The following is a 17,250-nucleotide window of genomic DNA, read 5'->3' as shown; positions in this document are numbered from 1 at the left end:
CGGAGACGTCGATGCCCCGACCTTGGCGCCGTCGACACCTGGGCACCGAGGCCGACCGGGCGACCTTCCGCACCCTGCACAGCGCCTCGCTGGCGGCTCCCGCACTGCGCGCCGGCCTGACCACGGAGAGCGCCGAGCGCAGCATCCGGCACCTGCACGACCTGCTCGGCAGCCCGGCTCTCGCGATCACCGACACCGCCGGCTCCCTGGCCTGGCACGGCTCCGGGCAGCATCACGAGGAGCAGTGCGCCGGGCTCGCGGAGCTGACCGTCGAGGCGGGCCGCACCCGGGTCTTCGACCGGCACGACCTGCCCTGTGGCGCCCCCGGCTGCGACGTACGCGGCGCCATCGCCAGCCCGCTCGTCGTCGACGAACGGGTGGTCGGCACCCTCCAGGTCTTCGCCGACGCACCCACCGCGGGCCTGGCCCGCGCCACCGACGAGGTGGCGGCGTGGGTGGCCTCGCAGCTCGAGCTCGCCGAGCTCGACGCGTCTCGCACCCGGCTGATCGAGGCTGAGGTGCGGGCGATGCGGGCCCAGATCAGCCCGCACTTCATCTACAACTCCCTCGGGGCGATCGCGAGCTTCGTGCGCACCGACCCCGACCGCGCCCGCGACCTGCTGCTGGAGTTCGCGGACTTCACCCGCTACTCCTTCCGCCGGCACGGCGAGTACACCACCCTCGCCGAGGAGCTGCGCTCGGTCGAGCGCTACCTGCTGCTCGAGCAGGCCCGCTTCGGCGAGCGGCTCCAGGTGACGCTGCGGATCGCGCCGGAGGTGCTCCCGGTCGCCGTACCCTTCCTGTGCATCCAACCGTTGGTCGAGAACGCCGTCCGGCACGGACTGGAGTCGGCGGAGGGCGGCGGCGCGATCCGCATCGTCGCCCGCGACCAGGACCAGGAGTGCGTGATCGAGGTGGAGGACGACGGGGTGGGCGAGGACCCGGACGTCGTACGCCGCGCGCTGGCCGGCGACGCGGGTCTGGACTCGGTGGGTCTCGGCAACGTCGACGGCCGGCTGCGCTCGACGTTCGGCGACGACTACGGGCTCGTGGTGGAGACCGCGCCCGGCGCGGGTACCAAGGTCGTCGTGAGAGTGCCCAAGTTCGCACCGGGAGTCCATGCATGAAGCCACTGACGGTGCTCGTCATCGACGACGAGCGGCCCGCCCTCGACGAGCTGACCTACCTGCTCGCCGACGACGACCGGATCGGCGAGGTGCACACCAGCAGCTCGGCGACCGACGGGCTGCGGATCCTCCACGAGGGCGCGGTCGACGCGGTCTTCCTCGACATCCAGATGCCCGGGCTGACCGGACTCGAGCTCGGGCAGGTGCTGAGCCGCTTCCGCACGCCGCCACCGATCGTCTTCGTCACCGCCCACGAGCAGCACGCCGTGGAGGCCTTCGACCTGCGCGCGGTCGACTACGTGCTCAAGCCGGTGCGCGCCGAGCGCCTGACCGAGGCGGTACGCCGGGTGGTCGGCATGCTCGACGGCGTTGCGGAGTCGGCCCCGGTCCGCGACGACACGCAGGTCGCCGTCGAGCGCGGCGGGGTCACCCGGTTCGTCCACCGCTCCGACATCACCCACGTCGAGGCGCAGGGCGACTACGCACGGTTGCACACCGCGGCGGAGTCCCACCTGGTGCGCAGCCCGCTGTCGACCCTCGAGGAGGAGTGGGCCGCGGCCGGCTTCGTGCGCATCCACCGCTCGCTGCTGGTCTCGCTGTCGCAGGTGACCGAGGTGCGCATGGACGGCGGCCGCTGCACGGTCACGGTCGGGCCGCGCGGGGTCGAGCTCGTGGTCAGCCGCCGGCACACCCGCGAGCTCCGCGAGCTGCTGCTGGAGAACCGCACGGTGTCACCGCGGACCGACTCGTGACCGAGCCGGGCCCGGCGCCCACCCGGGTCCGGGTCACCGGGCCGCCCCGGCGCCGCCCGCCGACCCGTCGTACGTCGGACATCGACGCGGGCACCCGGCTCGGCGGCGTCTACATGCGCTCGCTGCTGCGCGAGCAACTGCGGCTCGCGGTCGGCGTGCTCGCGGCGATGGGGGTGACGATCGGCCTGCTGCCGCTGGCCTTCTACCTCGTGCCCGAGCTCTCCGACGTACGCCTGCTCGGGATGCCGCTCGGCTGGCTGCTGCTCGGCGTGGTCGTCTACCCGGTGCTGGTCGGGCTCGGCTGGGCCTACGTGCACCGGGCGGAGCGCAACGAGCGCGACTTCGCCGAGATCGTCTCGGAGGCGGAGAGATGAACGCCGCCCCCGGGATCATCGCGATCTCGCTCGTCACGGTCGCCACCCTGGCGATCGGCACCTGGGGGCTGCGGTTCTCGCGGACGACGAGCGACTTCTTCGTGGCGTCCCGCACCGTGCACCCGCGCCTGAACGCCAGCGCGATCGGCGGCGAGTACCTCTCCGCCGCCTCGTTCCTCGGCGTCGCCGGCCTGGTGCTGATCCACGGCGCCGACATGCTCTGGTACCCGGTCGGCTGGACCGCCGGCTACCTGGTGCTGCTGGTGCTGGTGGCCGCGCCGCTGCGCCGGTCCGGCGCCTACACGCTCCCCGACTTCGCGGAGGCTCGACTCGGCTCGCGCGGCGTACGCGCGGTCTGCTCGGTGCTCGTCGTCGCGATCGGGTGGCTCTACCTGGTGCCCCAGTTCAAGGGCGCGGGACTCACACTGCGGTCGGCGGTGGGCGCCCCGATCTGGGTCGGGCCGGTCATCGTCGGCGTCGTGGTGCTCGCCAACGTCACCTCTGGCGGGATGCGCAGCATCACGTTCGTGCAGGCCTTCCAGTACTGGCTCAAGCTCACCGCGCTGCTGGTCCCGGCCGCCGTGCTGCTGGTGGTGTGGGCGGGGGACGGCAGCGCCCGCCCGACGGGCGGCGACTGGTCGGTGCCGCTCGCGCCGGGCGGCGCCGAGGGCCTCTACGTCACCTACTCGCTCATCGTCGCGACGTTCCTGGGCACGATGGGGCTGCCGCACGTGGTCGTGCGGTTCTACACGAACCCCGACGGCCGCGCCGCCCGTCGTACGACGCTGGTGGTGCTCGCGCTGCTCGGGCTCTTCTACCTGCTGCCGCCGATCTACGGCGCCCTCGGCCGGATCTACGCGCCCGAGCTCGCGGCGTCCGGGGCGTCGGACGCGCTGGTGCTCGAGCTGCCGCGGATCATGGTCGACGGCGCCCTGGGCGAGGTGCTGACCGCCATGGTCACCGCCGGCGCGTTCGCGGCGTTCCTCTCGACGTCGTCGGGGCTGTCGATCGCCGTCGCGGGCGTGCTGAGCCAGGACCTCACCGGGCGCGCGCAGGTCCGCGGCCGCCGGCTGGGCGGGGTCACGGCGTTCCGGCTCGGCGCGGTCGTCGCGGTGACCGTGCCCTGCATCGTGGCCCTGCTGGCGCCGGACCTCGGCGTGGCCCGCGCGGTCGGCCTCGCCTTCGCGATGGCGGCGGCGACCTTCTGTCCGCTGCTGCTGCTCGGCATCTGGTGGCGCGGGCTGACCTCCGTCGGCGCGATCGCGGGACTGGTCGCCGGTGGCCTCGGCTCGACCGTCGCGATCCTCTGGACGATCCGCGTCCCCGAGCCGTCGGGCTGGCTCGACACGCTGATGGGCCAGCCCGCCGCCTGGACCGTGCCGCTCGCGCTGACGACGATGGTCACCGTCTCGCGGCTGACCCGCGCTCGCGCGCCGGCCGACGCGGGACGCTTCCTGGTCCGGCTGCACACCCCGGAGACGGTGGAGCTGGATCGCGGCTGATCACGGCCTCACGGCTGTATTTCCGACACCGCCTAGCCTTGCCGATGTGCGCCTGATCCTGATCCGCCACGGCGAGACACCGTCCAACGTCACCGGGGCGCTCGACACCGCTCGACCGGGCGCGCCGCTCACCCCGCTCGGCCACCGGCAGGCGGCGGCGATCCCGGCCGTGCTGACCACGTCGCGGATCGCGGCCGTGCACGCCTCGCCGCTGGTCCGGACCCAGCTCACCGCCGACCCGCTCGCCCGGGCGCGCGGGATCGAGATCGTGGTCAGCGAGGGTCTGGAGGAGATCGGCGCCGGCGCGCTCGAGATGCACACCGCCGCGGAGTCCGTCGACCGGTACGCCGAGACCGTCACGTCCTGGATCGCCGGCGACCTCGGCGTCGCGATGCCGGACGGGGAGGACGGACACGCGTTCTTCGGCCGGTACGACGACGCCGTCCGCGCACTCGCGACCGGCCACGCCGACGACGCCACCGTGGTCGCGTTCAGCCACGGCGCGGCGATCCGCACCTTCGCGGCCCGCCACGGCGGTCCTCCCGAGCAGCGGCTGCGCAACACCGGCGCCGTCGTACTCGACGGCTCGCCGGGCACCGGCTGGGCCGTCACCGGCTGGTCGAGCGACCCGCTCGGCGGTGCGCACCTCATCGACGCCGGAGCAGCCGACCCGACCGGGGAGCCGGACCCGGTCTGAGAGCGAGCCGGACGCCGAGCGACGGAAAATCCGCTCGTCGCGCCAGGAGCACCGCTCGTCGTTTCGACGTCGCCGCTCGGCGCGGATCCCGCTCGCACCGCTGCCCGACCCGGGTGCTCGTGGGCATGGTGACGACGATCACCATCCCCTCGAGAAGGGCGCCCCCGTGACCGAGCCACTGACCCACGATCATGCCCACCGGCACGATCCGGTGTACGACGAGCTGCACGCCCTCCCGGAGTTCGCGCGGCTGCGCGCGCTCTACCGCGGCTTCGTCTTCCCGGCGACCGTCGCCTTCCTGGCCTGGTACCTGCTCTACGTCGTGATGAGCAACTGGGCCACCGACTTCATGAGCACCAAGGTCGTCGGCAACATCAACGTCGCCCTGGTCTTCGGCCTGCTCCAGTTCGCGACCACGTTCCTCATCGCCTGGCTCTACGCCCGCTTCATGAACCGCAACGCCGACCCGATCGCGCGCGACCTCGAGCGGCGCTACAACGACCACGTGGGAGGCGCACAGTGAGCTCCGACAGCCTCACCACGATCCTGTTCGTCCTGGTCGTCCTGGTCACGGTCGCGATCACCTTCTGGGCGAGCCGGCAGACCAAGGGCGCCGCCGACTTCTACGCGGGCGGCCGGGGCTTCACCGGCTTCCAGAACGGCATGGCGATCTCGGGCGACTACATGTCGGCCGCGTCGTTCCTCGGCATCTCCGGCGCGATCGCGCTCTACGGGTACGACGGCTTCCTGTACTCGATCGGCTTCCTGGTCGCCTGGCTGGTGGCGCTGCTGCTGGTCGCCGAGCTGCTGCGCAACTCCGGTCGCTACACGATGGCCGACCAGCTCGCCTATCGGATGCGGCAGCGCCCGGTGCGCACCGCGGCCGCGACCTCCACCGTGGTCGTCTCGATCTTCTACCTGCTGGCGCAGATGGTCGGCGCCGGTGCGCTGGTGGCGCTGCTGCTCGGCGCGGACTCCGACGCCGCGAAGAACATCACGATCGTCCTGGTCGGCCTGCTGATGATCTTCTACGTCACGGTCGGGGGCATGAAGGGCACCACCTGGGTGCAGATCGTGAAGGCGATCCTGCTGATGGGCGGCACGATCCTGATCACGATCCTCGTGCTGGCGAAGTTCGACTTCCACATCTCCGAGCTGCTCGGCGCCGCGGCCGCGAACACCGGCAAGGGCGACGCCTTCCTCCAGCCCGGACTGAAGTACGGCATCGACACCACGTCGAAGATCGACTTCCTCAGCCTCGGCTTGGCGCTGGTCCTCGGCACCGCCGGGCTGCCGCACATCCTGATCCGCTTCTACACGGTGCCGACCGCGAAGGCCGCCCGCACCTCCGTGCTGTGGGCGATCGGCCTGATCGGCGCGTTCTACCTGATGACCCTGGCCCTGGGGTTCGGTGCCGCGGCGCTGCTCGACACCGGCGCGGGCAGCAAGGTCGCCGCCTCGGGCGGCAACCTGGCCTCCCCGCTCCTGGCCGAGGCCGTCGGCGGTGGGGACGGTACGACGGGCGGCGCGGTGCTGCTCGCCCTGATCTCGGCCGTGGCGTTCGCGACGATCCTCGCGGTGGTCGCCGGGCTGACGCTGACCTCGGCGTCCTCGGTCGCCCACGACCTCTATGCGACGGTCTTCCGCCGCGGGGAGGCCAGCGAGCGCGACGAGGTGCGGGTGGCCCGGATCTCGGCGTTCGTGATCGGCGGCATCGCGATCGCGCTCGCGATCCCGGCGCAGAAGCTCAACATCGCGTTCCTGGTGGCGCTCGCCTTCGCCGTCGCCGCCTCGGCGAACCTGCCGTCGCTGATCTACAACCTCTTCTGGCGGCGGTTCAACACCCGCGGCGCGACCTGGGCCATCTACGGCGGCCTGATCGCCAGCGTGGGCCTGGTGTTCTTCTCGCCGGTGGTCTCGGGGTCGGAGACGGCGCTGTTCACCGACCACGACTGGCAGTGGTTCCCGCTGAGCAACCCGGGCATCATCTCGATCCCGATCGGGTTCCTGCTCGGCTGGCTCGGCACGATCACCTCGCACGAGTCGGACACGGCCGCGCGGTACACCGAGCTCGAGGTCCGCGCACTCACCGGCGCGGGCGCTGAGCAGGCGGTCCAGCACTGACCGCCTGCGGACGCCCGGCGACCCTCGGTCGCCGGGCGTCCGAACACGCCCTAATGTGGCGAGTACCACTACGTCTGCAGGAGAGAACGTGAGCGAAGAGACCACCGACGAGACGCTGGCCAACCTGCTCAAGGAGGAGCGTCGGTTCGAGCCGCCGGCAGCGATCGCCGAGCACGCCAACGTGAAGGCCGAGGCCTACGAGCGGGCGCGACGCGATCCGGAGGGGTTCTGGGCCGAGCAGGCCGAGCGGCTCGACTGGTCGCAGAAGTGGGACCGGGTCCTCGACTGGGACGACGCGCCGTTCGCGAAGTGGTACGTCGGCGGCCGGCTGAATGCGGCGTACAACTGCGTCGACCGGCACGTCGAGGCGGGCCGCGGCGACCGGGTCGCGATCCACTGGGTCGGCGAGCCGGTCGACAGCCAAGGAAATGCGGATAGCCGGGACATCACCTACGCCCAGCTGCAGGACGAGGTCTGCCGGGCCGCGAACGCGCTGACCGAGCTCGGGGTGCGGACCGGCGACCGGGTCGCGATCTACCTGCCGATGATCCCCGAGGCCGTCGTCGCGATGCTGGCCTGCGCCCGCATCGGGGCGCCCCACACCGTGGTCTTCGGCGGCTTCTCGGCCGACGCGCTGGCCTCGCGGCTCGAGGACTGCCAGGCGAAGGTCGTGATCACCTCCGACGGCGGCTACCGGCGCGGCGCGCCCTCCGCGCTGAAGCCGGCGGTCGACGAGGCCCGCACGAAGACCTCCCAGAACGGACACGTCGTCGAGAAGGTCGTGGTGGTACGCCGTACCGGCCAGGACCTCGGCGACGGAGGGTGGGACGACGCGGTCGACGTGTGGTGGCACGACGTGGTCGACTCCGCCTCGCCCCAGCACACGCCGGAGGCGTTCGACTCCGAGCACCCGCTCTACGTGATGTACACCTCGGGCACCACCGGCAAGCCGAAGGGCATCCTGCACACGACCGGCGGCTACCTGACCGGCGCGGCGTACACGCACTGGGCGGTCTTCGACCTCAAGCCCGAGACCGACGTCTACTGGTGCTCGGCCGACATCGGCTGGGTGACCGGCCACTCCTACCTGGTCTACGGCCCGCTCGCGAACGGCGCGACCCAGGTGATGTACGAAGGCACGCCCGACAGCCCCGAGCGGGGCCGCTGGTGGAAGATCATCCAGGACTACCAGGTCACGATCTTCTACACCGCGCCCACCGCGATCCGCTCGTTCATGAAGCAGGGCCGCGAGATCCCGGACAAGTACGACATGTCCTCGCTGCGGATCCTCGGCTCGGTCGGTGAGCCGATCAACCCCGAGGCCTACGTCTGGTACCGCCACGTCATCGGCGGCGACCGCACCCCGGTCGTCGACACGTGGTGGCAGACCGAGACCGGGATGATCATGATCAGCCCGCTGCCCGGAGTGACCGCCGGCAAGCCGGGCTCGGCGATGACCTCGATCCCGGGCGTCTCCGCGGAGGTCGTCAACGAGGCCGGCGAGCCGGTGCCGAACGGGTCCGGCGGCTACCTCGTGCTCACCCAGCCGTGGCCGGCCATGCTGCGCACGATCTGGGGCGACGACGAGCGCTTCCGGGACACCTACTGGTCGCGCTTCGCCCAGGAGGGCTTCTACTTCGCCGGCGACGGCGCCAAGAAGGACGACGACGGCGACATCTGGGTGCTCGGCCGGGTCGACGACGTCATGAACGTCTCCGGCCACCGCCTCTCCACCACCGAGATCGAGTCCGCCCTGGTCTCCCACCCCAAGGTCGCCGAGGCCGCCGTCGTCGGCGCCAAGGACGCCGACACCGGGCAGGCCGTCTGCGCGTTCGTGATCCTGCGTGAGGACGCGGGCGACGGCGGCGACGACATCGTCAAGGAGCTGCGCCAGCACGTCCGCAAGGAGATCGGCCCGATCGCCACCCCGCGCCAGATCATGATCGTCCCCGAGCTGCCCAAGACCCGCTCGGGCAAGATCATGCGCCGCCTGCTCCGCGACGTCGCCGAGAACCGCGAGGTCGGCGACGTCACCACCCTCGCCGACTCCTCGGTCATGGACCTGATCTCCCAGGGCCTCGACTCCGGCAAGGAGGACTAGGCCGAGTCGGCGCCAGTTCACCCGCGAGTCGGCGCCAGTTCACCCCGGACATGGTGAACTGGCGCCGACTCGGCATTTGTAGACTGTCCGTGGTGCGCCGGGAAGTCTGGTCGGCAGTCGAGCCCGACCGACCCCGAGGAGCACCGTGACCCGATCCGCCGACACCCGACGTACGCCGAGGCTGTTCGCGCGCGGTTCATGGCTGGAGTCGTCGCGGGCCGCCGACATCCTGCGCGCGGAGACGACCGGCGGCCTGCTGCTGATCGCCGCCGCCGCGGTCGCGCTGGTCTGGGCGAACAGCCCGTGGCACGACGCGTACTTCGCGATCCGCGACCGGGTGGTCGGGCCGGACGCACTGCACCTCGACCTCACCATCGGCGGGTGGGCGGCCGACGGGCTGCTGGCGATCTTCTTCTTCGTGGCCGGCCTGGAGCTCAAACGCGAGTTCGTCGCGGGCGACCTGCGCGACCCGCGGCGTGCCGCCCTGCCGGTGATGGCGGCGGTCGGCGGCATGGCGGCCCCCGCGGTCGTCTTCGTGCTGTGGAACCTCGGCACCGACGACCTGGTCGGCTGGGCGATCCCGACGGCGACCGACATCGCCTTCGCGGTCGCGATCCTGGCGGTGATCAGCACCCACCTGCCCAGCGGCCTGCGCACCTTCCTGCTGACGCTCGCCGTGGTCGACGACCTGCTCGCGATCACGATCATCGCGGTCTTCTACACCGACTCGCTGCAGCTGCCGTACCTCCTGCTCGCCGCGGTGCCGATCCTCGCCTTCGGGATCCTGGTGCAGCGCCGCGTCCACCGCTGGTGGCTGCTGCTGCCGCTCGCCCTGACCGCGTGGACGCTCGTGCACGCCTCCGGGGTGCACGCCACGGTCGCCGGCGTCGTGCTGGCGTTCACCGTGCCGGTGCGCCGCGCCGACGGCAGCGACGGGCCCGGACTCGCCGAGCACCTCGAGCACCTGATCCGCCCGATCTCGGCGGGCGTCGCGGTGCCGGTCTTCGCGTTCTTCGCGGCCGGCGTGTACGTCGGCGGGCTGGACGGTCTCGCCGCCTCGCTGACCGACCGGATCGCGCTCGGCATCGTCTGCGGCCTCGTGGTCGGCAAGACCGTCGGCATCACCGGGTCCACCTGGCTGCTGGCCAGATTCACCCGGGCCGACCTCGACGACGAGCTCAGCTGGGTCGACGTCGTCGGCATGGCGATGCTCGCCGGCATCGGGTTCACCGTCTCGCTGCTGATCGGCGAGCTCGCCTTCGGCTCGGGCACCGTCGCCGACGACCACGCCAAGGTCGGCGTACTCGTCGGCTCGCTCGTCGCGACCGCGCTGGCAGCGGTCGTGCTGCGGGCCCGCAACCGCGTCTACCGGCGGCTGCAGGAGATCGAGGAGCGTGACGACGACCGCGACGGGGTACCCGACGTCTACCAGCGGGACGACCAGCGGGAGTAGGGATTCTGTAGGGTGACGAGCATGGCGAGCAACGACGTCCAGGCAGCCCCTTCGGCTGCGGAGGACCCCACGATCGGCCGGCTGGTCCACGACGCCACCCAGGACATCTCCACGCTGATCCAGAAGGAGATCCAGCTCGCCAAGTCGGAGCTCAAGGTGAGCGTCCGCGCCGGCGGCACCGGCATCGGCCTGTTCCTCGGCGCCGCGTTCCTGCTGGTGCTCGCGATCATCATGCTGTCGGTCTCGATCGCCTACTTCATCAACTGGAACGGCGACGGGCTCGCGCTGCACTGGGCGTTCCTGATCGTGTTCGGCTTCTACCTGCTCGTCGCCGCGCTGATGGTCTTCATCGGCGTGCGCCAGGTGAAGAAGGTCCGCGCCCCCGAGCGGGCGATCGAGCAGGGCCGCGAGATCCCCAAGGCGCTGAAGGGCCAGGCCTAGCCAGCCCCAGCCCTGCTTCTCGGCTCACTGGATTTCGACGCGAGGTCGCTGCGGCTCCTGAGGAGCCGAGGGACGAGGCGTCTCGAAGGGCAATCCTCCTGCGCCACGGGTGCCGCCGCTTCGCGACGTCACCCGGCGCAGTCGCCCGTGTCGACGACGTCGGAGCTGCGCAGGCCCGCACCGGCCGCCTCGGCGACCTGCTCGGCGGTCAGCGCGTAGCCCGTGTCGTGGTCGTTGACCGACGCCGCGAACACCACGCCCACGACGTCGCCGCGCGACGACACGATCGGGCCGCCGGAGTTGCCGGGGCGGATCAGCCCGCGCAGCGAGTAGACGTCGCGGATCACCGTGCCGCGGCCGTAGATGTCGGGCGAGCGCAGCCGCTGCTGCGACCGGATCCGCGCCGGCTGTACGTCGTACGGGCCGTCCTCGGGGTAGCCGAGCACGGCCACGCCGTCGCCGGCGCCCGCGGACTGGTCGAACTCGAGCAGGTCGGTGTCGCCGCTGTCGTAGGCGAGTACGGCCACGTCGACGTCGGGGTTGTAGTAGACGACCGACGCCGGCAGCGTCGTGTCGCCGACCACGACCTCGGGCTCGTCGACGCCGGCGACCACGTGGGCGTTGGTCATCAGCCGGTTCTGTGCGTAGAGGAAGCCGGAGCCCTCGACACCGCGACCGCAGTCGTTGGTGCCGCGGATCTTCGCGACGCTGACGGCCGCGCGCTCGACGTCGGGGTCCTGGAGCAGCCGCCGCGGCCCGGGCCCGACCTCGACGATGCGCTCGGGCGCGAACGGCTCGAGGTAGCGCGGGAAGAAGGTGGTGCCGACGACGTTGTTGAACGCCTGGAGCGCCCCGTCGGCGCTGTTGGGCAGCACGCCGTCGACGCTCGAGAGCACCGTGGACTCCCGCACCAGCGGCGTCACGCCGCTGATCCGGGACCCGGAGATCGCGACGCCGAGCGCCCACGCCACCAGCAGGACGGCGACCGCGCTGAGCAGCGCCCCGCCGACCGCGTCGACCGCGCGGGCCGGCTGCCAGGTGATCCGGTCGCGGATCCGCGACCCGACGAACTGGAACAGCGCCTGGCCCAGCGACGCCGCCAGAATCACGATGAAGAGCGCGCCGAGCGAGACCAGCATCGAGGGGTCGGCGTCGCCGAGCGCGGTCGGGGCAAGCCAGACGCCGAAGAGACCGCCGAACAGCAACCCCGCCGTCGCGAACGCGCCGGTGACGAAGCCCTGCCAGTAGCCGGACAGCGCGTAGGCGAGGACCAGGACGACGAGCAGCCAGTCGAGCAGGTTCACCGGGCACCCCCGCGGCGCTGGTCGTCGTCGATGTCGAGCAGGTCGACGTCGCGGCGGCGTTCCTGCCCCTTGAACATGTACGCCGGCAGGTCCCGCACGCGCGACTCGTCCCACGGGACCGACCAGTCCAGATAGTCCAGCAGCCGGGCGATGATCCCGCCGGTGAAGCCCCAGAGGATCACGTCGTGGTCTGGACCGATGAGGAAGCCCGGGCTCAGGTAGCCGCCGCGCGGCATCCGGACGGTCACCCGGTGGGTGGGGTCGACCAGCTCGGAGAGCGGCACGTGGTGGATCGCGTGCACCTCGGCCTGGCTCACGACGGAGACCTCGGTCGGCCGGGCCCACCAGCCGAGGATCGGCGTCACGGCGTAGTCGCTCGGCGGCAGCCACAGCTCGGGCAGGCGACCGAACACCGCGACCGTGCTCGGGTCGACGCCCACCTCCTCCTCGGCCTCCCGGAGCGCGGCCTCGACCTCGTCCTCGCCGGGGTCCAGCGAGCCGCCCGGGAACGACACCTGACCGGGGTGGGAGCGCATGTCGTGGGCCCGCTCGGTGAGCAGCAGCTCGCCGCCCTGCGGGCCGTCGCCGAAGAGCATCAGGACGGCGCCGCGGCGGGAGGCGCCGCCGGGCGGCGGCACGAACCGGGTGAGGTCCTCGGCCCGGATCTCGCGCGCGGCGCGCTCGATCGGCAGCAGCCAGTCGGGGAGGTCCTCCCCCGGGTCCGATGCGGTCACAGGGTGACCCCGAGGTGCTCCTCGACCAGGTCGACCATCTCGTCGACGCTGTCGATACCGCCCTGCGTGTACGTCGCCGCGCCCTGCTCGTCGACGAAGAGGAAGGAGGGCATCAGGATCTTGAGCGGGAAGGGCTCCTGGGCCTGCAGGTCGCCCTGGGGGTCGGCGAGCAGCGGGTAGGTGACGCCCGACCGCTGCGCCAGCTCCAGCGCGGGGCCGGTCTGCGGGTCCTGGTAGTCGATCCCGATGACCGACACCTGGTCGCCGTACCGGTCGTAGAACTTCGCGAGCGCCGGCATCTCCCGCGCGCACGGCTGGCACCACGCCGCCCAGACGTTGATGACCAGCGGGCCGCGCAGGCTCGCCAGGTCGACGTCGTCGCCGCCGCCCAGGCACGGCAGCGTCACGTCGGGCAGCTCGCTCGCCGCGGGGTCGCCGTCGCCCGGAGCGCACGCCTCGATGCCGGCGTCGGCCCGCAGCTGCCGCAGCTGGGGGGTGTCGACGTCGATCTGCGCCCGACCGGGCCCGGGGACGTCGTCGGTGCAGCCGGACAGCGCGAGCAGCGCCGCGACCAGCGCGGCGGAAAGGGCTCGTCTCATCCGAGGCCCCTGCGGGTGAGCGGGAGGGTCATGCCCGGCCCTCGGTGCGGACCAGCTTGGCCGCGGCGACCGGGTCGGTGGGGCCCTCGCCGTACGCCGGGCACCACTTCGCCACCGGACAGGCACCGCACGCGGGGTTGCGGGCGTGGCAGCGGCGCCGCCCGTGCCAGATGAGGTGGTGGCTCAGCATCGTCCAGTCCTTCTTCGGGAACAGCTCACCGATCGCGTGCTCGACCTTGACCGGGTCGGTCAGCTCGGTCCAGCCGAAGCGCCGGACCAGGCGCCCGAAGTGGGTGTCGACGGTGATGCCGGGGATGCCGAAGGCGTTGCCGAGCACGACGTTCGCGGTCTTGCGGCCGACGCCGGGCAGCTTGACCAGATCGTCGAGCCGCGGCGGGACCTTGCCGTCGTGGTGCTCGACCAGGGCGGCGCTCAGCTTGAGCAGCGACTCGGTCTTGGCGCGGAAGAACCCGAGCGGGCCGACGATGCCCTCGAGCGTGGCCCGGTCGGCCGCGGCCATCGCCTTGGCGTCGGGGTACGCCGCGAACAGCGTCGGGCGCACCGCGTTGACCCGCTTGTCGGTGGTCTGCGCCGACAGCACCGTCACGACGAGCAGCTGGAAGGGGTCGTCGAAGTCGAGCTCGCAGTGGGCGTCGGGGTAGGTCTCGGCGAGCACGCGGTCGATCTTGCGGGCTCGGCGGACCAGGCCGGTGCGGGTCTCCCCGCCGCTGATCACCGTCTCGGGCGCGTCGGACACGCGGCCCAGCGTACGGCGCCGCACCGACAGGGCCGGATTCGCCGTGGGCTCACTCGACTTGCGGGGGCCACTGCTGTCTGTGAGGTTTGCCACTGGCTAGGATCATCGGCGGAACCCGTGCGTTCACGGGCAACGTCACGAGGAGGATCCGTGGACAACGACGTGCTGCGTCAGGCACCGCTCTTCAGCGCGCTCGACGACGAGGCGGCGACCGCGCTGCGGGCGTCGATGGCCGAGACGCGGCTGCGCCGCGGCGACGTCCTGTTCCACGAGGGCGACTCGGGCGACAAGCTCTACATCGTGCTCGACGGCAAGGTGAAGCTCGGCCGCACGTCCTCCGACGGCCGCGAGAACCTGCTCGCGATCCTCGGCCCCGGCCAGATGTTCGGCGAGCTCTCGCTCTTCGACCCGGGCCCGCGCTCGGCGACCGTGACGGCGGTGACCGACGCGACGTTCGCCTCGCTCTCCCACGAGGACCTGCTGCGCTGGCTCGAGGGCCGCCCGGTCGTCGCCCGCGGCCTGCTCGCCCAGCTCGCCGGCCGGCTGCGCAAGGCCAACGACGTGGTGGCCGACCTGGTCTTCTCCGACGTGCCCGGCCGGGTCGCCAAGGCGTTGCTCGACCTCGCCGACCGCTTCGGCCGCACCGCCGACGACGGCGTCCACGTGCACCACGACCTCACCCAGGAGGAGCTCGCCCAGTTGGTCGGCGCCTCCCGCGAGACCGTCAACAAGGCGCTCGCCGACTTCGCCTCCCGCGGCTGGCTGCGCCTCGAGCCCCGCTCCGTCGTGATCATGGACGTCGAACGCCTCTCCCGTCGCGCCCGCTGAGCACCCGGACGTCATACGGACAGTGCGTCCCCTTGCTCGCGACGTATGACGTCTCGAGCCGGTCAGCTCACCGACGCGCGAGATAGGCGAGCTGGGCCCGGACGGACTGCTCGGCGGCGCCCCAGAGCGACTGGTCGACGTCGGCGTACACGATCTCGACCACCTGGCGGGGCAGGGTCCCGTCCTCGGCGAGGTCGGGCGAGATCGACACCGACAGCTCGGCGAGGGCGCCCTCGACCTGCGCGAGGCGTTCGCGACGGTGGGCGAGGTAGAAGTCGAGGACGCCGAGCGCGTCGTCGAGCACGGGGCCGTGGGCCGGCCAGAGGGTGCGGACGTCGCCCGACGCCGCGAGCGCGCGCATCCGCTCGATGGACGTGAAGTACGGGCCGAGCTGGCCGTCGGGGTGGGCGACGACCGTCGTGCCGCGACCCAGCACCATGTCGCCGGTCAGCAGCGCGCCGTCGTCGGGCAGCAGCAGCGAGATCGAGTCCGCGGTGTGCCCGGGCGTTGTCAGCACCCGCAGCGACAGCCCGTCCACGACGATGGACTCGCCGTCCACGATCGGGTCGGCGCCGACGCACAGCGCCGGGTCGAGCGCGCGGACGGCGCAGCCCTTGCGGCGCGCGAACTCCGCCGCCACCTCGGCGTGGTCGAAGTGGTGGTGGGTCAGCAGCACCAGCCCGACGTCACCGAGCTCGGCGGTCAGCCGCTCCAGGTGACCGTCCTCGATCGGCCCGGGGTCGACCACGACCGACGCCGAGGCGCCGGGCTCCTGCAGCACCCAGGTGTTGGTCCCGTCGAGCGTCATCAGACCCGGGTTGGGGGCGAGGAGGCACCGTCCGCGGGACCCGAAGGAGCCGCCCGCCCAGGGGCTCATCCGCGCCGCCGGGCGGCGACGAGCGGCCGCAGCCGGTCGGGCATCGACAGCGTCCAGCCGTCGCCGAGCGGCTCGACCGACGGGGTGAACATCTCCACCGACCGGGCCGCGGCCACGACGAGCACCTCGTCGGGGGAGTCGTGCAGGCCGACCTCCAGCGAGGTGAGGTACGTCGGGGGCATCAGCGCCAGGTCGCCGGCGTCGGCCTGGACCGCCGCGGACCGGGCCGGGATCCAGGCCACGGACGACGACTCGGTCGAGACGTCGCGAGTGACCTGGCCGGTGGGCAGCGAGGCGACGAAGAACCAGGTGCGGTAGCGCTTCGGCTCGAAGATCGGCGTCAGCCACCCGTCCCACGCGCCGAGCAGGTCGGTGCGCAGCACCAGGCCTCGGCGGTTGAGGAAGTCGGTCATCGACAGCTCGCGCGACTCCAGCGCCACCCGGTCGGACTCCCAGTCGTCGGCGGTCGTGTCCGCGACGACCGAGGAGGACGACGTACCGGCGAGCAGCACGCCCGACTCCTCGAAGGTCTCGCGCACGGCCGCGCAGACCAGCGCCCGGGCGGTCTCCTCGTCGCACCCGAGCCGGGACGCCCACGCCTCCGGCGACGGGCCGGCCCAGGCGACGGACGCGTCGAAGTCGCGCGGGTCGACACCGCCACCGGGGTAGACGGCCATGCCGCCCGCGAAGTCCATCGACACCTGACGGCGCAGGTAGTAGACCTCCGGCCCGTCGTCCGAGGGGCGCATCAGGATGACCGTGGCCGCGTTGCGCGGCTCCACCGGCGTCCGGCTGCCCTCCTCGAACCGACGCGCGACGTCGACGAGCTCATCGGGCAGCGGCACCGGCGGGAGTGGGATCCTCACCGGAGCGGCCTCACGGGGCCATCCGGACGACGACCTCCACCTCGACCGGGGCGTCGAGCGGCAGCACGGGCACGCCGACCGCCGAGCGGGCATGCACCCCGGCGTCGCCGAACACGGTGCCGAACAGCTCCGACGCGCCGTTCGCGACCTGCGGCTGCCCGGTGAAGTCCGGCGTCGAGGCGACGAACGCCACGACCTTCACCACCTGCACGACCTTGTCGAGGTCGCCGACCATCGACTTCACGGCGGCGATCGCGTTGAGCGCGCACTGCTGGGCGCAGGCCGCGGCCTGCTCGGGGCTGACCTCGCCGCCGACCTTGCCGGTCGCCAGCAGCTCGCCGTTGCGCACCGGCAGCTGGCCGGAGGTGAAGACCAGGTCGCCGGAGACGACGGCCGGGACGTACGCCGCGACTGGCTTGGCGACGTCGGGGACGGAGAGGCCGAGCTCGGCCAGGCGGTCCTCTGCTGCGCTCATCTCACGCCTCCAGCGGCCGCTTGAAGTAGCCGACCAGGTTCTCGGGGTTCATGCCGGGCGCGATCTGCACGAGCTCCCAGCCGTCGGCTCCGAAGTTGTCCAGGATCTGCTTCGCGGCGTGCGTCAGGATCGGCGCCGTCAGGTACTCCCACTTCGTCATAGCTCGCACCTTACTCAGGGGCTACGCCGGGTCCACCCGTGGTCTGACGTCAACGACCTCGAGCCCAACTAGGGTCGCT

General features: G+C 72.2%; 19 protein-coding genes. 11 read left to right on the top strand and 8 right to left on the bottom strand.

The window, feature by feature from the left end; genetic code table 11:
• The first annotated feature begins 11 nt into the window (after positions 1 to 11).
• The 10 genes from FHU40_RS11755 (at position 12) to FHU40_RS11710 (ending at position 10,571) form a co-directional block, all read left to right on the top strand.
• Positions 12 to 1,127, top strand: coding sequence for a sensor histidine kinase (locus FHU40_RS11755; RefSeq protein ID WP_183592520.1), 1,116 nt, complete (start codon positions 12 to 14; stop codon positions 1,125 to 1,127).
• Complete coding sequence (locus FHU40_RS11750) at positions 1,124 to 1,879, top strand: LytR/AlgR family response regulator transcription factor (RefSeq protein WP_183592519.1); 756 nt, start codon at positions 1,124 to 1,126, stop codon at positions 1,877 to 1,879. The genes FHU40_RS11755 and FHU40_RS11750 overlap by 4 nt, the downstream gene beginning before the upstream one ends.
• Complete coding sequence (locus tag FHU40_RS11745; RefSeq protein WP_183592518.1) at positions 1,876 to 2,253, top strand: DUF485 domain-containing protein; 378 nt, start codon at positions 1,876 to 1,878, stop codon at positions 2,251 to 2,253. The genes FHU40_RS11750 and FHU40_RS11745 overlap by 4 nt, the downstream gene beginning before the upstream one ends.
• On the top strand, positions 2,250 to 3,755 hold the full coding sequence (locus FHU40_RS11740) for a sodium/solute symporter (RefSeq protein WP_183592517.1): 1,506 nt from the start codon (positions 2,250 to 2,252) through the stop codon (positions 3,753 to 3,755). The genes FHU40_RS11745 and FHU40_RS11740 overlap by 4 nt, the downstream gene beginning before the upstream one ends.
• 46 nt (positions 3,756 to 3,801) lie before the next feature.
• Entirely contained in the window at positions 3,802 to 4,452 is a 651-nt protein-coding gene (locus tag FHU40_RS11735; RefSeq protein WP_183592516.1) for a histidine phosphatase family protein, read from the top strand.
• A 166-nt stretch (positions 4,453 to 4,618) separates the two neighbouring features.
• Positions 4,619 to 4,975, top strand: coding sequence for a DUF485 domain-containing protein (locus FHU40_RS11730; protein WP_252274994.1), 357 nt, complete (start codon positions 4,619 to 4,621; stop codon positions 4,973 to 4,975).
• Complete coding sequence (locus tag FHU40_RS11725; protein WP_183592515.1) at positions 4,972 to 6,576, top strand: sodium:solute symporter family transporter; 1,605 nt, start codon at positions 4,972 to 4,974, stop codon at positions 6,574 to 6,576. Before FHU40_RS11730 ends, FHU40_RS11725 begins: the two co-directional genes overlap by 4 nt.
• Before the next feature lie 88 nt (positions 6,577 to 6,664).
• On the top strand, positions 6,665 to 8,677 hold the full coding sequence (acs, locus tag FHU40_RS11720; protein ID WP_183592514.1) for an acetate--CoA ligase: 2,013 nt from the start codon (positions 6,665 to 6,667) through the stop codon (positions 8,675 to 8,677).
• A 145-nt stretch (positions 8,678 to 8,822) separates the two neighbouring features.
• Entirely contained in the window at positions 8,823 to 10,130 is a 1,308-nt protein-coding gene (gene nhaA, locus FHU40_RS11715) for a Na+/H+ antiporter NhaA (protein ID WP_183592513.1), read from the top strand.
• A gap of 21 nt (positions 10,131 to 10,151) precedes the next feature.
• Complete coding sequence (locus FHU40_RS11710) at positions 10,152 to 10,571, top strand: phage holin family protein (protein ID WP_183592512.1); 420 nt, start codon at positions 10,152 to 10,154, stop codon at positions 10,569 to 10,571.
• A 128-nt stretch (positions 10,572 to 10,699) separates the two neighbouring features.
• On the opposite strand, the gene FHU40_RS11705 is transcribed toward FHU40_RS11710, so the two are convergent.
• From FHU40_RS11705 to nth, 4 genes are read right to left on the bottom strand one after another with little or no spacing between them, the layout of a single operon-like run.
• Positions 10,700 to 11,875 carry a MarP family serine protease gene (locus tag FHU40_RS11705; protein ID WP_183592511.1) on the bottom strand — a complete coding sequence of 392 codons (1,176 nt, stop codon included), beginning with the start codon at positions 11,873 to 11,875 and terminating at the stop codon, positions 10,700 to 10,702.
• Positions 11,872 to 12,609 carry an NUDIX hydrolase gene (locus FHU40_RS11700; protein WP_183592510.1) on the bottom strand — a complete coding sequence of 246 codons (738 nt, stop codon included), beginning with the start codon at positions 12,607 to 12,609 and terminating at the stop codon, positions 11,872 to 11,874. Before FHU40_RS11700 ends, FHU40_RS11705 begins: the two co-directional genes overlap by 4 nt.
• Entirely contained in the window at positions 12,606 to 13,208 is a 603-nt protein-coding gene (locus FHU40_RS11695; protein ID WP_183592509.1) for a TlpA family protein disulfide reductase, read from the bottom strand. Before FHU40_RS11695 ends, FHU40_RS11700 begins: the two co-directional genes overlap by 4 nt.
• A 28-nt stretch (positions 13,209 to 13,236) precedes the next feature.
• A complete protein-coding gene (gene nth / locus FHU40_RS11690) occupies positions 13,237 to 13,965 on the bottom strand; it encodes an endonuclease III (protein ID WP_252274992.1) in 729 nt (242 codons plus the stop codon).
• Positions 13,966 to 14,115: 150 nt separating this feature from the next.
• Here nth and FHU40_RS11685 point away from each other — a divergent pair, with 150 nt between their 5' ends.
• Entirely contained in the window at positions 14,116 to 14,793 is a 678-nt protein-coding gene (locus FHU40_RS11685) for a Crp/Fnr family transcriptional regulator (RefSeq protein ID WP_183592508.1), read from the top strand.
• Between the two features lie 67 nt (positions 14,794 to 14,860).
• On the opposite strand, the gene FHU40_RS11680 is transcribed toward FHU40_RS11685, so the two are convergent.
• The 4 genes from FHU40_RS11680 to sp36 form a co-directional block, all read right to left on the bottom strand.
• Entirely contained in the window at positions 14,861 to 15,601 is a 741-nt protein-coding gene (locus FHU40_RS11680) for an MBL fold metallo-hydrolase (protein ID WP_246390564.1), read from the bottom strand.
• A 65-nt stretch (positions 15,602 to 15,666) separates the two neighbouring features.
• Positions 15,667 to 16,536 carry an NUDIX hydrolase gene (locus FHU40_RS11675; protein WP_183592506.1) on the bottom strand — a complete coding sequence of 290 codons (870 nt, stop codon included), beginning with the start codon at positions 16,534 to 16,536 and terminating at the stop codon, positions 15,667 to 15,669.
• A 10-nt stretch (positions 16,537 to 16,546) separates the two neighbouring features.
• Positions 16,547 to 17,011 carry a RidA family protein gene (locus tag FHU40_RS11670; protein ID WP_183592505.1) on the bottom strand — a complete coding sequence of 155 codons (465 nt, stop codon included), beginning with the start codon at positions 17,009 to 17,011 and terminating at the stop codon, positions 16,547 to 16,549.
• 1 nt (position 17,012) lies between these two features.
• A complete protein-coding gene (gene sp36, locus FHU40_RS11665; protein ID WP_183592504.1) occupies positions 17,013 to 17,171 on the bottom strand; it encodes a Sp36 family protein in 159 nt (52 codons plus the stop codon).
• Positions 17,172 to 17,250 lie beyond the last annotated feature (79 nt).

It is taken from the genome of Nocardioides soli, assembly GCF_014191495.1.
GTDB classification, from domain to species: domain Bacteria; phylum Actinomycetota; class Actinomycetes; order Propionibacteriales; family Nocardioidaceae; genus Nocardioides; species Nocardioides soli.
This window is presented reverse-complemented; position numbering and strand designations above follow the sequence as displayed.